Source organism: Desertivibrio insolitus (assembly GCF_017355965.1).
Taxonomy (GTDB): Bacteria; Actinomycetota; Actinomycetes; order Actinomycetales; family Microbacteriaceae; genus JAFIQW01.
Genome location: NZ_JAFIQW010000003.1, coordinates 25,825 through 40,492 on the forward strand (window position 1 = coordinate 25,825; position 14,668 = coordinate 40,492).

Consider the following 14,668-nt stretch of genomic DNA (forward strand, 5'->3'; position numbering starts at 1 on the left):
GCCTAGACGCTCACCCCGCGGGCGCGGAGGAAGGCGGCCGGGTCGGTGGAGTCGCCGTACTGACGCACCTCGAAGTGCAGGTGGCAGCCGGTCGAGTTGCCGGTCGTGCCGACGGCGGCGATGTAGTCGCCGGAGCTCACCGACTGCCCGACGCGCACAGCGATGCCGCCCTGGCGGATGTGCGAGTAGGAGGTGGTGAGCCCGCCACCGTGGTTGATGCGCACGGTGTAGCCGCTGCCGCCGAGGTAGCCGGCGTAGTCGACGGTGCCGTCGGCGGCCGCGAAGATCGCGGCACCGCAGCCGGGGCCGAAGTCGATGCCCGCGTGCATGCGGAGGTAGCCGTACAGCTCGAGATAGCGCATGCCGTAGCCCGAGGTCACGCGGCCGCTCGTGGGACGGGACCAGCCCGACGCGACCGGCGTACCGCCCGCGCTGCTGCCACCGCCGGCGCTGCTGCTGCCGCCGCCACCGGAGCTGCTTCCGCCGCCGGAGTTCGCCGCCGCCGCTGCCGCTGCCGCCGCGCGAGCTGCCGCTGCGGCCGCTGCCGCCGCCTCGCGTGCCTTGCGCTCCTCTTCGGCCTTGATGCGGGCCTGCTCAGCCCGGTACTCGACGCCCGCCTGGTAGTCGGCCTCGGTCGCGGCGCGGTTCTCGCGCAGCACGGACAGCTGCGCCTCCATCTGCACCTCGTACTCGAGCTGCTCGTCGAGCTTCGACTGAGCGGCGGACGCCGCGGCCTGGGCTTCCTCGAGCAGGCGCTGCGCCTCCTCGGCGAGGGCCTGGAGCGCGTCACGGGCGACCTTGGCCTGCTCGGTGCGCTGCTGCGCGTCGTTCTTGTCCTGCACCGCGCGGGTGTAGATGCCGTCGGCCTGCTGCGTGACCTGGCTCATCGCGCCCAGCTGGTAGAGCAGGTCGTCCGCCTCCTCGCCGCTGAGGAAGAGGTTCGCGCTCATGTCGACGCCGCCGCTTCGGGCGAGCTGTGCGATCAGCTGGCCGGCCTGGGACATCGACTCGTCGGCCTTGACCTGCGCGGCATCCGCCTCGGCCTGCAGCTGGTCGGCCTCGTAGGCGGCGGTGTCGTAGGCCTCCTGCGCCGCGGCGTACTCCTCGCCCTTGCGCTGCGCCTCGGCTTCAGCGGCCGCGACCTCGCCCTGCAGCTGGGTGATGAAGCCCTCGAGCTCGGAGATCAGCGCCTGCTGGGCGGACTCGTTCGCCCGTGCCGCCTCGACCTCGTCCCATGTCGGGTAGTCCCGCTCGGCCCAGGCCGGGGACGCGCCGAAGAGCGATGCGCTCAGGGCGACGGCGAACGCGGCCGCGGAGGCGATGAGGCGATTGCGGTGGGTCTTCTTCATAGCTCTGCTGTCGCGCTGCTTTCGTTATGTCACGCCAGTCACACAGTCAACGCAAGCAACAGTAGCGACAGGCTCTCGTACCCCACACCCCACGTATGGGGGACGGGAGTCTCGAGAAGAGTACTTCGCGGGAGCGGAAGTCTCAACGACAGATTGAAGGTAAGCCCCGAGCTGCCGACGCGGCCGCAGGCGCGGATTCCGGCGTGTTCGAGGCCCTCGCCGGCTCGGTTTTGCGATTGACGGGATGGCACGTATGCTTGTCCCTCGGTTGCGTAGAAGACCTCTTCTGCCCGGCCCCATCGTTTAGTGGCCTAGGACACCGCCCTTTCACGGCGGCAGCACGGGTTCGAATCCCGTTGGGGTCACGGTCACGATTCGGGACGCAGCCACACAACGAAATATGCAAGGCCCTGTAGCGCAGTTGGTTAGCGTGCCGCCCTGTCACGGCGGAGGTCGCGGGTTCAAGTCCCGTCAGGGTCGCGAGAGCGACACGTCGCTCTTTTGGCTCTGTAGCTCAGTTGGTAGAGCGTTCGACTGAAAATCGAAAGGTCACCGGATCGACGCCGGTCGGAGCCACCAACGTCAGGAACCCCCGGTCTCGGCCGGGGGTTTCGTCGTTCCCGGCGAGCCCGCCCTGCTGCGGCCCGAGGGAACCTCGAATTGTCACCGGATGCAGCACCCGCTTGCAAGGCCTTTTTCAAGGGTCAGAGCAGATTTACGGTGATGCCACCGGTCGGACTTCCTTCCGGAGGGTTCGACAACCTCGCCATCCCGACGGGGCCGGACCTGACGGACGATCGGTCGTAAGTCGGAGCAGGCCCAGCTCCGGGATTGCAGTTCACACGGTGACGTTCGCCGACCCGACGCGCAGCAGCGCGCTTCTCGCCAGCCCCGCCGCCCCGGTCCGCGCCCTGCGGACCCCTACCCTCCTGCCCGTGGCGGAACCGGCACCGCCGGCCACGCCCGCCCAGGTCTCCTGGCATCACGTCGTCTCGGATTTCTGGACGGCCGATGACGAGACCGCCTATCGCGGATCGGTCGAGCTCCTCGGCAACCGGTTCCGCGTCCGTGATTCCGAGGGGTCGAGCGTGGGGGTCTTCCCCACGCTGACCGAGGCCCAGGCGCACCTGGAGCAGCGGGTACTCGCCGGCGACGCACCCGAGGCGTCGCCGAAGCGGGCGCCGCGCGAGGTTCTCCTCACGGTGCTCGCCTCAGCGACGGGCCTCGTCGCTCTGTCCACAGCCGTGAGCGCAGTGCTGCTGCTCGCCGCCGAGAGCTGACCCTCGACACGGCTGCGGGGCTGGAGGGAAGCCGGCCCCGCAGCCCCTCCCCCGACAGGATCTTCCCGAACGACGAAGGCCCGGAGCGGATGCCCCGGGCCTTCGTTCGTGAGTCGCAGTCAGCGCTGATCGCCCTCGTTCCCCGACCAGCGGCGCATCCGGCTCTCGCGGCTCTGCTCGCCGCCTGTGCGGCTCGCGTCGCCCCCGGTGCCGAAGCCGACGGACTCCGGGTCGTTCATCGGGCGGCCGAGGGTGTCGGTGTCACGTCCGCCGTCCTCGGTGTTGGTGATCTCGCCCTCGCGGTTGTTGCGCTCGTTCACCTGGTTGTCGAACTCCAGGTTGCTCGCGTGCCGGCCCGTGCCGGAGTCGACGTCGTGCACGGGGTCGTATGCGAGCGGGTCGCGGTGCGAGACATCCGACCCGGCGAGGTCCGTCGCGGTGTCGTCGGAGCGGTTGCGGGTCGCGGGATCGTTCAGCCCGCGGCCCTGGTCCTCGTCACCGAGCCCGGCGTCGCGCGTGGCGGTGTCGCGCTGCCCGCCGCCGACACCGTCGGGGCCGCTGCCGAGACCGGCATCGCGCGTCGCCGTGTCGCGGCCGGTCACGCCGTCGGACGAGGCACCGGCGTTGCTGCCGAGGCCCGCGTCACGCGTGGCGCTGTCGGTGTCGTCGCTGAAGGCGCTCCGCTTCTCGGCGTCGCCGAAGCCGGGCTGGTCGTTGCCGAGGCCCTGGTGCTCCATCGCCGAGCGCTGTGCGTCGCTGCCGAGCGCGTCCCTGCCGTCGCCTGCCGTCATGTCGTCGTTCCTTCCTGTCGAATGGCTCGAGCCGTCGATGGGCGCGGGCTCGCCGAGTCCGCGGTGTCCGAGCCCGTCCTCACTGCGCACCTCTCCCGCGGCGGCGGTGCCGCCGGCGGCGGCAGCGGCCGCACTCGCCGCGGTCGCGACGTGCCTGCCCCGACCACCGGAGTCGGAGTCGTGGCGGTCGTCGTCGCCGTGGCCGAAGAGGCCGTGCTTGCCGCGGCCCTGGCCGTCGTCGTCGCGCCGGTCGTCGCCGTGTCCGCCGCCGATCCCGAAGAGGCCGCGCTTCTCGTGGTCCCCGTCGCGGTCACGATCACCGTCGTGGCCGCGGTGGAACAGGCCGCCCTTGTCGTGGTCGCGGTCGTCGTTCCGGTCCGACGAGTCATCCGAGTCGTCGTCCTGCACGCTGTAGTAGCGGTAGAGCTCGTCCTCCTCCTCGGGGCTCAGCGCGCCGTCGGTGTCGATGCGGGGCGCGTGCTTGACGAACGCCTTGTCGAACGCGATGTGCAGCACGTCGTCGGAGTAGGTCGCGCTGTCGAGCGGCACGAACGACTCCTTGTTGCCGAAAAGGCCGGTCTTCACCGTCGCCCAGGTGGGATGCCCGTCGCGGCGGCTGACGAAGACCTGACCGACCGTGCCGATCTTGTCGTCGTCCTTGTCGACCACGGTCTTGTCGAACAGCCGGTCGATGAGGGAGTGGTTGATCATGGAGAACCTCCTAATTCGTCCCTGATCTCAGTGAACCGAGAGCGGATGCAGCGGGGCTGCGTTCCCAGCAAGGAATCAGACACTCTGCAGGGTGTGATCACGGGCGGACGAGAGAAGGGCCGGACGTCGTCCGGCCCTTCTCCGTGTTCTGCGACTCAGAGGCGGCGGTCGCCGTTAGTGTCGCCGTCGAGCTCGATCTCCTCGCGGCGGACGTCCTCGCTCACCTGCTGCTGGTCGGTGACGACGTCCTTGTCGAGGCGCACGCGCTCGACCGGGACGGCCTCCTTCTCCACCACGGGGCGCTCCTCGCTGAGGGTCACCTCGTGCTCCTCCTCGCTGATCGCCGGGCCGTCGTAGGCGGCACCGGCGTTGGCGTCGGTGATGGGCTCGCGCTCGAGGCGGACCTCCTCGCGCTCGACCGGAACGGTGACGGTCTGCTGCTCGGTCACGACGTACTTGCGCAGGCGGGCACGACCCGTCTGAACGCGCTCGGTGCCCACGTGCAGCTGCTCCTCGGAGCGGGTCATCGCGCTGTCGGTGTTCGGACCCGAGGTGTCGTGTCCGGTGTCGCCGAACCCGGCGGCCGTGCGGTCGCTGTCGACGCCGGTGCGCTCGTTGTCGAAGCCGCCGACGCCCGCGCCCGCGGTCTCGGTGGTGCCGTAGTCCGAGGCGGTCGTGTCGGTACCGGTGAACGTGCCGGCCGTGCCCGTGGTGGTGCCGAGGTCGGCGTCACGGTCGGAGGTGTCGGTACCGGCGAAGGTGTCGGCGGTGCCGGAGTCGGTCAGGCCCGCGTTGCTGCCCAGGTTGTAGTAGCTGTACAGCTCGTCCTCCTCCTGCGGGGTGAGGGCGCTGTCGGTGTCGATGCGCGGGGCGTCCTTCACGAAGTCCTTGGTGAAGGCGACGTGGAGGGCGTCGTCGGTGTAGGTCGCGCTGTCGAGCGGAACGAAGGTCTCCTTCGTTCCGAAGAGCCCGGTGCGGACCGTGGCCCACGTGGGGTGGCCGTCCTGCTCGTCGACGAAGATCTGACCGACGGTGCCGATGCGGTCGTCGTCGGAGCCGACGACCTTCGCGTCGAAGAGCTGCTCGATGTTGTTCGTGCTGATCATCTTTCCTCTTCCTCTTTATCTTTTTCGTGGCTCGTGGCCGTGTGCGGGCGCGCCGGAGACGCCCAGGTGAGGGTGGTTCTCGGATGTCCCGGATCCGGACGCCCGGGACTGGTCGAGCTGGTCTGGGTGAAGGGGCTGGGTCAGCCCTCGAAGCCGGCGCGGTCCACGCGACGGTGGAACCGCATGCCCGCGATGCCGCCGAGGACGGCGCCGACGAGTGCGACGACCGCGGCGAGCACGGCGGTCACGATGCCGCTGACGGTGAGGTCGTCACCGCTCACCGGGATGCGCGGGAAGCTGTTGAGGTTCTGCAGCAGGTTGAACTGCGTGCCGGCGATGGCGGCGAGGATCGCGACGATGACGGCGAACAGGAGTGCCCACACCCACACGGCGATGCCCTGCTTGGCTCCGTTGAAGCGCGCCATCCGGCCGGCGACGTAGCCGCCGGAGTAGTACGACACGAAGAGGATCACCAGCACCGCGATCGCGCCGATGATGCCCGCCGTCGACGGGTTCTGGGTCGCGGCCTCAGTGGCCTCCGCAGCGTCTCCGCCCGTGGCGTTCAGGCCGACGGCGGCACCGATGGCGGCGACGAGCGCGGTCAGCAGCACGGCGAGGCCGGTCGCGGCGAGCCATCCGAAGAACGCGGAACCGATCTTGACCCCGCCGAACTGCTCCTTCTCCCGCTCCACGGCCTCTTCACGGCGAGCGCGAGGCGACTGCGCCGGTACCGAACCCTCGGTGTTGGTGTTGTCGAAGCTCATCGCGCTCCCCTTTCGTCCGTCCCTTCATCAAGACAGTCACGGGAAGGGACGAGAGGCAAGCCCGTTCGAGGTTTCTTCAGTGGGGACGGAGGCCGCGCGCGGACGACTCCCAGGCGCCTACGGTTGCGCTGTTCAGACAACCCGCTTTCTGCCGGGAGAACGCTCCCATGGGGCTAGGGTCAGCGATCCGCGCGGCGGCGGCCGATGTCGGCGATGAGGATGTCGCGCATCTGAATGAGCACGTCGGAGGCGGTCGGCCGCGCCTCGGGATCGCGCGCGGTCATGGCGCGGATGACGTTGCGCCAGTCCTCCGCGAGAGTGTCGGGGATAAACGGGTCGCCCGTGATCCGCGCCTTCGCACTGGTCAGTGCGTCGCCCGGGAAGGCGATCTGCCCCGTGAGGCACTCGAGCAGCACGAGCCCGAGGGAGTAGATGTCGGTCGCCGGGGTGACCTTGCGTCCGAGCGCCTGCTCCGGGCTGAGGTACGCCGCCGTGCCCTTGAGCACCTCGCCCGTGCGGAGCTTGTCGAGCAGCTGCGCGATGCCGAAGTCGACGACCTTCGCGCGGTGTCTCGCGTCGGCATTGGCGTACCGGGTCATGACGATGTTCGCCGGCTTGAGGTCGCGGTGCACCACCCCGCGGTGGTGCAGGTACTCGAGCGCCTCGGCGACGTCGTAGCCCATGTAGCCCGTGAACCGCGTGCTGAAGGGAGCGGAGGCGGCGATCATGTCCTGCAGGTTGTCGCCGTCGATGAGGCCGAGCACGAGATAGACGCGCGGGTTGCGCCGGTCGGAGAGACCGACGCCGGCGTCGAGCAGCCACGACAGCGCGTGGTGGTTGAGGCCGGCGAGCAGGCGCAGCTCGCGCTCCTGCTCCTCGATCTGCTCCGGCGTGACCGCATCGCTGCGGAAGATCTTGACCGCGACGTCGCGCCCGAGCTGCTCGTCGCGCGCCCGCCACACGGTGGAGGCACCGCCGCTCGACAGCAGCTCTCCCAGCCGGTACCTCCTGAGCAGGAGCGTGCCGGTGCTCTCATCCCGCTTCGGGAGCTTCTCCGGGGGCGTCGTGGCGTCGATGGTTCAAGTGTAAGAAGTCCACCGATAACGGAACCCTGAACGATCGGGATCCGGATGCCGCGGGTGCCCGTGGCCGAGGCGACTGCTCCGGCCACTGGGCTGGACTCAGCGCCGCGTCATCCGCCTCGGCTCGGCGTCATCCGCCTCAGTTTTGGGGGAAGCCGAGGTTGATCCCGCCGTGGCTCGGGTCGAGCCAGCGCGCGGTGACCGCCTTCGTCTGGGTGAAGAAGCGCACGCCCTCGGCGCCGTGCGCCTTGGTGTCGCCGAACAGCGAGTCCTTCCAACCGCCGAAGGAGAAGGTCGCCACGGGCACCGGGATGGGCACGTTGATGCCGATCATGCCGACCTGCACCTCGTTCTGGAAGCGGCGGGCCGCTCCCCCGTCGTTGGTGAAGATCGCGGTGCCGTTGCCGAAGGCGCCCTCGTTGATGAGCTTGACGCCGTCCTCGTAGCTGGCCACGCGCACGACCGAGAGCACGGGGCCGAAGATCTCGTCGGTGTAGGCCCGCGAGGTGGTCGGCACCTTGTCGAGCAGGGTCGGCCCGAGCCAGAAGCCGCGCGGGTCGCCGTCGACCTCGATGCCGCGACCGTCAACCACGACGTCGGCGCCGTCCTCGGCGGCGATGTCGATGTACGAGGCGACGCGGTCGCGGTGCGCCTCAGTGACGAGCGGTCCCATGTCGCACGCGCGCCGTCCGTCGCCGACCTTCAGCTGCGTCATCCGGTCGCGGATCTTGCCGATCAGGTCGTCGGCGACGGGCTCGACGGCGACGACGACGCTGATCGCCATGCAGCGCTCCCCCGCCGAGCCGAAGCCGGCGTTGATCGCACTGTCGGCGACGAGGTCGAGGTCGGCGTCGGGCAGCACGAGCATGTGGTTCTTCGCGCCGCCGAGCGCCTGCACGCGCTTGCCGTGCGCCGTGCCCGTCTCGTACACGTAGCGGGCGATGGGCGTCGACCCGACGAACGAGATCGCCCGCACGTCGGGATGCGTCAGCAGCCCGTCGACGGCCACCTTGTCTCCGTGCAGCACCGTGAAGACGCCGTCCGGCAGGCCCGCTTCCTTCCACAGCGCCCCGAGCCAGTTCGCCGCCGACGGGTCCTTCTCGCTGGGCTTCACGATGACCGCGTTGCCGGCGGCGATCGCGATCGGGAAGAACCACATCGGCACCATCGCCGGGAAGTTGAAGGGCGAGATGATCCCGACGACGCCGAGCGGCTGCCGGAGGGAGTACACGTCGACGTCTGTCGACACCTGCTCCGAGAACTCGCCCTTCAGGTGGTGCGCGAGGCCGGTCGCGAACTCGACGACCTCGAGCCCGCGCTGGATCTCGCCGAGCGCGTCGGAGTGCACCTTGCCGTGCTCGCTCGTGATGAGCTCCGCGAGCTCGCCCTTGCGGGCGTTCAGCAGCTCGCGGAAGGCGAAGAGCACGGTCTGCCGCTTCGCCAGCGACGTGTCGCGCCAGGCGGGGAAGGCGGCGCGGGCGGATGCCACGGCGCGCTCGATTTCGGCGGCGTCGGCGAGCGCGACGTGCTTGGTGGTCACGCCGAGGGCGGGGTCGAACACCGGTGCCGTGCGCCCGCTCGACGAGGGCGAGGGCGCTCCGTCGATCCAATGCGGAACGACCGGAAGGGCGTCCTGGTCGGTGACGGCGGGGTCGAGCGCGGTGTCGGTCATGGGCGTCCTCCAGTCGGTGCTTGCATTATCCAGCAGCCGCTGTTTCCAACAAATGACACCGCGAAGAACGACGGATCCCGTCGGGGACCGCTCCTTCTGCTGCGGATTCCTCCGCTAGAGCTGCGAGCCGTCGACCGCGAACGTGTCACAGGCGCCCGGCCCGCCCTCGTAGCCCGTCTCGAACCAGCGCTGACGCTGCTCGCTCGAGCCGTGCGTCCACGTCTCCGGGTTCACCTGACCCTGCGTCGACTCCTGGATCCGGTCGTCGCCGATGACGTTCGCCGCGTCGAGAGCATCGGCGATCTGCTGCTGCGTGAGCGGCTCGAGGAACGGCGTGCCGCTCTCGTCCTCGGTGCTCGAGGCGCCCTGTGCCCACGCCCCGGCGAAGCAGTCGGCCTGCAGCTCGCTGCGCACGGCATCCGAGGTCGGACCGGTGTCCTGCCGGTTCATCCGGTCGAACACCCCGGTCAAGTTCGAGATGTGGTGGCCCCATTCGTGGGCGATCACGTACTCCTGGGCGAGCGGTCCGCCGCTCGCGCCGAAGCGGGTGCGCAGGTCGTCGTAGAAGCTCGTGTCGATGTAGACGGTCTGATCGCCCGGGCAGTAGAACGGCCCGACGGCGCTCGTGGCGTTGCCGCACGCCGTGGCCACGGCGCCCTCGAAGATGACGATGCCGGGCTCGACGTAGTCCTGACCGAGCTGCTCGGCCCAGAAGTCGTCGAGCGAGAGCTGCGTGCCGGCGACGCGGCACTCGACGTACTGGTTGGCGTCCTCGCCCGTCTGGCACTGCTCGAGGCTCTGCTCCTGCTGCGTGCCCCCGCCGCCCGCGCCGCCCTGGATGGCCGGGGCGAGGCCCGTGAGGTCGACGCCGAGCAGCTGCGACACGATGAACAGGCCCACCACGAGCAGGCCGCCGCCTCCGCCCGCGATCGCGGCATTGCGCCCGCGCTTGCGCACCCGGTTGCCGCGGAGGTTCGCATCGTCGTTGAACGTCATGACCCGGACGGTACCCAGGCGGGCACGGGGCGACACCGGATGGTTCGGGCCGGCCGCTCCCGCTCGCCCGCGCGGCACGTCGTCAATAGGCTCGGACGGGTGACCAACGAGGACTTCACCACGTTCCCGATCGACGCCGTCTCGCAGGAGCGCCTCGCCGCGCAGGGCCTGCGCCTCGGTCTCGTCGACACGAGCGACGCGGCCGCCTTCGACGCGTGGCTGCGCGCGGACCTCCGCGGCTTCCACCAGGGCGACCCGTCGGAGAAGGTGCTCAAGGAGCAGCGCGAGGGGCTCGCCTACCGCCGCACGACGGGCGTCTGGGACGAGACGGTCGACGAGCCGGTGGTGCCCGTGGCGACGGTGAACTCGTGGCCGGCCAACCTCACGGTGCCCGGTGGCCGCACCGTCCCCGCGTGGGCCATCAGCTCGGTGACGGTCGCGCCGACCCACCGCCGCCGGGGCGTCGCCCGCGCGATGCTGGAGTCCGAGCTGCGCACAGCGGCCGCGCTGGGGCTGCCGCTGGCGATGCTGACGGTGTCGGAGTCATCCATCTACGGACGCTACGGCTTCGCGCCGGCCGCTCTCGCTGCCGACCTCGTCATCGACACGAAGCGCGCCCGGTGGACCGGACCGGTGCCGGGCGGAAACGTGCACTTCATCCCGAACGAGCGGTTCGTGGACGAGGTCGCCGGCGTGCACGAGCGCTACCGGCTGTCGAGCCCGGGAGAGCTGCCGGTGTGGCCGCTGCGCTGGCAGCAGCTCGCCGGCCTGACGGGCGACGACGAGGCCCGCAAGCGCGGGCTGCGCACGCTCCGCTACGCCGACGAGCAGGGCGAGACCCGCGGCGTCGCGATCTTCAAGATCGACGGTGGCGACGCCGACTTCACGAAGCACACCCTGCACCTCGAGCACCTGCTGGCGGAGACGGATGACGCGTACGCCGCGCTCTGGCGCTTCGTGCTCGAGATGGACCTGGTGAGCGAGGTGCGGGCGGGCCTGCGCAGCGTCGACGAGCCGCTGCTCTGGCAGATCGCGGACTTCCGCGGCGTCAAGGCCGAGGTGCAGGAGCACCAGTACCTGCGCGTGCTCGACGTGCCCGTGACGCTCGAGTCGCGCTCCTACTTCTCGGACGGCGCGATCACCCTCGGTGTCACCGACGACCTCGGGTTCGCCACGGGGGTCTGGCGCGTCGAGGTGGCGAACGGCGCGGCGACGGTGACCGAGACGACGGATGCCCCGGAGCTGACGCTCACCGTGAACCAGCTCTCCTCGGTGCTGCTCGGCGGGGTGCGCCCGTCGACCCTGCTGCGGGCGAGCGGATCGCCCGTGCCCGACGGGATGGACGCGCTGTTCGCGTCGGATCGGACGCCCTGGTTGAGCGTCTGGTACTGACGCTCAGCGGTCGGGGCTGGTACTGACGCTCCCCGGTCGGGGTCGGGGTCGGACTAGCGGTCGCGGCCGCTGACGGCCTGCGCGAGCCCGCTCAGGCGGCGGTGACCGCCGACTGCCCGACGACCTCGAGCACGGCGTCGCCGTAGACCTCGAGCTTCTTCGCACCGACGCCGGAGATCGTGCCGAGCTCCTCGAGGCTCGAGGGGCGCGTCACGGCGATGCCGCGGAGAGTCGAGTCGCCGAACACGACATAGGCGGGAACGCCCTGCGCCCGCGCGGTGTCGGCGCGCCAGGCACGCAGGCGCTCGAACAGGCCCTGCGCGTCGCTCGGCAGGTCGACCCCCGTCGTGCGCATGGCCCTGGTCGTCTGCTTGACCGGGTCGCGGCGGAGGCGCACCTGCCGTGAGCCGTCGAGCACGCTCGCGCTCGCCTCGGTGAGCACGAGGGTGCCGTAGCCGTCGCTCGCGACGGCGAGCAGTCCCTGCGCCAGCAGCTGACGCACGGCGTCGCGCCACTCCTGCTCGCTCAGCTCGGTGCCGATGCCGAAGGTCTTCAGCTCGACGTGGTTCTGCTCGATCACGCGGGGCGTGCGCTTGCCGAGCAGGATGTCGATGAGATGGCCCGCGCCGAAGCGCTGGTGACGCTCGCGCCAGAGCCGCACGACGGTCGAGAGCAGCTTCTGCGCCGGGATCGTGCCGTCCCACGACTCCGCAGGGGTGAGGCAGGTGTCGCAGTTGCCGCAGGGCTCGCTCGCCTGCCCGAAGTAGGCGAGCAGCTGCACGCGGCGGCACTCGACGGTCTCGCAGAGCGCGAGCATCGCGTCGAGGTGCTGCTGCAGCCGCCGGCGGTGCGCCTCGTCGCCGTCGGACTCCTGGATCATCCGACGCTGCTGCACGACGTCCTGCAGTCCGTAGGCCAGCCAGGCGGTGGACGGCAAGCCGTCACGGCCGGCGCGGCCGGTCTCCTGGTAGTAGCCCTCGACGCTCTTGGGCAGGTCGAGGTGGGCGACGAAGCGCACGTCGGGCTTGTCGATGCCCATTCCGAAGGCGATCGTCGCGACCATGACGATGCCGTCCTCGCGGAGGAACCGCGACTGGTGCCGCGCGCGCGTGCCGGAGTCGAGACCCGCGTGGTACGGCAGCGCCGGGATGCCGTTGTCGACCAGGAACTGCGCCGTCTGCTCGACGGACTTGCGGGAGAGGCAGTAGACGATGCCGGCGTCGCCGCGGTGCTCCGTGGTCAGCAGCTTGAGCAGCTGCTGCTTCGGCTCGGTCTTCGGCTCGATGCGGTACTGGATGTTCGGCCGGTCGAAGCTCGACACGAAGTGCTCGGCGCTGCCGAGGTCGAGCCGCTGGGCGATCTCCCGGTGCGTGGCGGGCGTCGCGGTCGCCGTGAGGGCGATGCGCGGGACATCCGGCCACCGCTCGTGCAGCATCGACAGGCCGAGGTAGTCGGGGCGGAAGTCGTGGCCCCACTGCGACACGCAGTGGGCCTCGTCGATCGCGAAGAGGCTGATGCGGCCCCGGTCGAGCAGCGCGGCGGTCGACTCGACCCGGAGTCGTTCCGGCGCCAGGTAGAGCAGGTCGAGCTCGCCCGAGAGGAACGCCTGCTCGACGTCGCGGCGCTGCTGGCCGTCCTGCGTGGAGTTGAGGAACGCCGCTCGGACGCCGACGGCGCCGAGCGCGTCGACCTGATCCTGCATGAGGGCGATGAGCGGGGAGACGACGACGCCGGTGCCCTCGCGTACCAGCGCGGGAATCTGGTAGCAGAGGGACTTCCCGCCGCCGGTCGGCATCAGCACGAGGGCGTCTCCGCCGGAGACGACGCGGTCGATGATGTCGGCCTGCTGCCCGCGGAACGCGGAGTACCCGAAGGTGCGCTCGAGCACGGCGGAGGGGGTCGTCACGGAAGGCAGTGTAGGCGGGGCATCCGTCATCGGGCCGGGCCTTGCGACCTCAGGAGGAGAACGGCGGGCAGCGCGCGGATGGGGAGGAGCGATCAGATAGAGAACTCGGGGCCGTAGTCGCGGCGCTGCGGCCGCGGGTGTGCGGGCACGCCGACGAGGAGCGACCGCTCCGGGGCATCCCGCACGACGACCGCGCCGGCTCCGACGACGCTGTGCGCGCCGATCGTGATCGGCCCGAGCACCGTCGAGCCCGCGCCGAGCACGACGTGGTCGCCGATGGTCGGGTGCCGCTTCTCCGGCTCGGAGGTCACCCCGCCGAGCGTGACGCCGTGGTACATCATCACGTCGTCGCCCACCACTGCGGTCTCGCCGATGACGACGCCCATGCCGTGGTCGATGAAGAGCCGCCGCCCGATCGTCGCGCCGGGATGGATCTCGACGCCGGTGAAGAACCGGGCCAACTGCGACACGACGCGGGCGAGCAGCAGCAGGCGCAGGCGCCACAGCCGGCGCGCGACGCGGTGCGCCCAGACGGCATGCAGCCCCGGATAGGTCAGCCACACCTCGAGCGCACTGCGCGCCGCGGGGTCGCGCTGGCGGGCGGCGGCGATGTCCTCTCGGATGCTCACACCGAGCGCTGGATGTCCTCGTAGAGGACGGTGGAGAGGTAGCGCTCGCCGTAGCTCGCGACGATGACGACGATCGTCTTGCCCGCGTTCTCCGGGCGCTTGGCGAGTTCAACGGCCGCGTGCACGGTCGCTCCCGACGAGATGCCGGCGAGAATGCCCTCCTCGGCGCCGAGGCGGCGAGCCATGGCGACGGATTCGGTGATGTCGACGTCGATCACCTCGTCGTAGACGGTGCGGTCGAGGATCTCGGGCACGAAGTTGGCGCCGATGCCCTGGATCTTGTGCGGCCCGGGGGTGCCGCCGTTGAGGATCGGCGACTCCTTCGGCTCGACCGCGACGACCTGAACGCCGTCCTTCTGCTCCTTGAGGTACTTGCCGGCGCCGCTGATCGTGCCGCCGGTGCCCACGCCGGAGACGAAGATGTCGACGCCGCCGTCGGTGTCGTTCCAGATCTCGGGACCGGTCGTCGCGTAGTGGATGGCGGGGTTGGCCTCGTTGGCGAACTGCTTGGCCAGCACGGCGCCCGGGCGCTCGGCGACGATCTGCTCGGCGCGCGCGACGGCACCCTTCATGCCCTCGGAGCCCGGGGTCAGCACGAGCTCGGCGCCGTAGGCGGCGACCATCGTCTTGCGCTCGTTGCTCATCGTCTCGGGCATGGCGATGACGACGTTGTAGCCGCGGGCCGCACCGATCATCGCGAGGGCGATGCCCGTGTTGCCGCTGGTCGCCTCGACGATCGTGCCGCCCGGCTTCAGCTCGCCCGACTTCTCCGCCGCGTCAACGATCGCGATGCCCAGACGGTCCTTGACGCTCGCCGAGGGGTTGTAGAACTCGAGCTTCGCGAGGACCGTGGCGCCCGCGCCATCCGTCACCCGGTTGAGCTTGACGAGCGGGGTGGAGCCGAAGGCGTCGGTGATGGACGAGTGGATGCGTGCCATGTCGGGTGCTTTCGTCGGTGAAACAGGACAGGTGTCAGCCTAGAACTCAGTC

12 protein-coding genes and 3 tRNA genes are annotated in these 14,668 nt (G+C 70.4%); 5 read left to right on the forward strand and 10 right to left on the reverse strand.

Going from position 1 to position 14,668, the window contains the following annotated elements; genetic code table 11:
* Window positions 1–2: 2 nt before the first annotated feature.
* The gene (locus JUB10_RS06860) at window positions 3–1,349 is read right to left on the reverse strand and encodes a M23 family metallopeptidase (RefSeq protein ID WP_207454965.1); all 1,347 of its coding nucleotides are present in this window, start codon (window positions 1,347–1,349) and stop codon (window positions 3–5) included.
* A 292-nt stretch (window positions 1,350–1,641) separates the two neighbouring features.
* On the opposite strand from JUB10_RS06860, the gene JUB10_RS06865 reads away from it, so the two are divergent.
* The 4 genes from JUB10_RS06865 to JUB10_RS06880 all read left to right on the forward strand — a co-directional run bounded on the left by JUB10_RS06865 (window position 1,642) and on the right by JUB10_RS06880 (window position 2,629).
* Window positions 1,642–1,714: transfer RNA gene (locus JUB10_RS06865), tRNA-Glu, on the forward strand.
* 41 nt (window positions 1,715–1,755) lie between these two features.
* A tRNA-Asp gene (locus JUB10_RS06870) sits at window positions 1,756–1,829 on the forward strand.
* A gap of 23 nt (window positions 1,830–1,852) precedes the next feature.
* Window positions 1,853–1,928, forward strand: a tRNA-Phe gene (locus tag JUB10_RS06875).
* Between the two features lie 356 nt (window positions 1,929–2,284).
* Entirely contained in the window at window positions 2,285–2,629 is a 345-nt protein-coding gene (locus JUB10_RS06880) for a hypothetical protein (protein WP_207454966.1), read from the forward strand.
* 119 nt (window positions 2,630–2,748) lie between these two features.
* Here JUB10_RS06880 and JUB10_RS06885 read toward each other — a convergent pair whose 3' ends face one another.
* The 6 genes from JUB10_RS06885 to ypfJ all read right to left on the reverse strand — a co-directional run bounded on the left by JUB10_RS06885 (window position 2,749) and on the right by ypfJ (window position 9,751).
* Entirely contained in the window at window positions 2,749–4,131 is a 1,383-nt protein-coding gene (locus tag JUB10_RS06885; protein WP_207454967.1) for a PRC-barrel domain-containing protein, read from the reverse strand.
* Between the two features lie 155 nt (window positions 4,132–4,286).
* The gene (locus JUB10_RS06890; RefSeq protein ID WP_207454968.1) at window positions 4,287–5,237 is read right to left on the reverse strand and encodes a DUF2382 domain-containing protein; all 951 of its coding nucleotides are present in this window, start codon (window positions 5,235–5,237) and stop codon (window positions 4,287–4,289) included.
* Between the two features lie 140 nt (window positions 5,238–5,377).
* The gene (locus JUB10_RS06895) at window positions 5,378–6,001 is read right to left on the reverse strand and encodes a hypothetical protein (RefSeq protein ID WP_207454969.1); all 624 of its coding nucleotides are present in this window, start codon (window positions 5,999–6,001) and stop codon (window positions 5,378–5,380) included.
* A 179-nt stretch (window positions 6,002–6,180) separates the two neighbouring features.
* Window positions 6,181–7,077 (reverse strand): serine/threonine-protein kinase, encoded by an 897-nt coding sequence (locus JUB10_RS06900; protein ID WP_307859174.1) that lies wholly within the window; start codon window positions 7,075–7,077, stop codon window positions 6,181–6,183.
* Between the two features lie 145 nt (window positions 7,078–7,222).
* Window positions 7,223–8,755, reverse strand: a complete 1,533-nt coding sequence (locus tag JUB10_RS06905; RefSeq protein ID WP_207454971.1) for a CoA-acylating methylmalonate-semialdehyde dehydrogenase — start codon at window positions 8,753–8,755, stop codon at window positions 7,223–7,225.
* Window positions 8,756–8,869: 114 nt separating this feature from the next.
* Window positions 8,870–9,751 carry a KPN_02809 family neutral zinc metallopeptidase gene (gene ypfJ, locus JUB10_RS06910; RefSeq protein WP_207454972.1) on the reverse strand — a complete coding sequence of 294 codons (882 nt, stop codon included), beginning with the start codon at window positions 9,749–9,751 and terminating at the stop codon, window positions 8,870–8,872.
* Window positions 9,752–9,850: 99 nt separating this feature from the next.
* Here ypfJ and JUB10_RS06915 point away from each other — a divergent pair, with 99 nt between their 5' ends.
* On the forward strand, window positions 9,851–11,143 hold the full coding sequence (locus JUB10_RS06915; RefSeq protein ID WP_207454973.1) for a GNAT family N-acetyltransferase: 1,293 nt from the start codon (window positions 9,851–9,853) through the stop codon (window positions 11,141–11,143).
* Between the two features lie 91 nt (window positions 11,144–11,234).
* Here JUB10_RS06915 and recQ read toward each other — a convergent pair whose 3' ends face one another.
* The 3 genes from recQ to cysK all read right to left on the reverse strand — a co-directional run bounded on the left by recQ (window position 11,235) and on the right by cysK (window position 14,616).
* Window positions 11,235–13,079 carry a DNA helicase RecQ gene (gene recQ, locus JUB10_RS06920; protein ID WP_207454974.1) on the reverse strand — a complete coding sequence of 615 codons (1,845 nt, stop codon included), beginning with the start codon at window positions 13,077–13,079 and terminating at the stop codon, window positions 11,235–11,237.
* A gap of 62 nt (window positions 13,080–13,141) precedes the next feature.
* Entirely contained in the window at window positions 13,142–13,678 is a 537-nt protein-coding gene (epsC, locus tag JUB10_RS06925) for a serine O-acetyltransferase EpsC (RefSeq protein WP_207454975.1), read from the reverse strand.
* Window positions 13,675–14,616: a cysteine synthase A gene (gene cysK / locus JUB10_RS06930; protein WP_207454976.1), complete on the reverse strand. Its 942-nt coding sequence runs from the start codon at window positions 14,614–14,616 to the stop codon at window positions 13,675–13,677. Before cysK ends, epsC begins: the two co-directional genes overlap by 4 nt.
* Window positions 14,617–14,668: the final 52 nt, after the last annotated feature.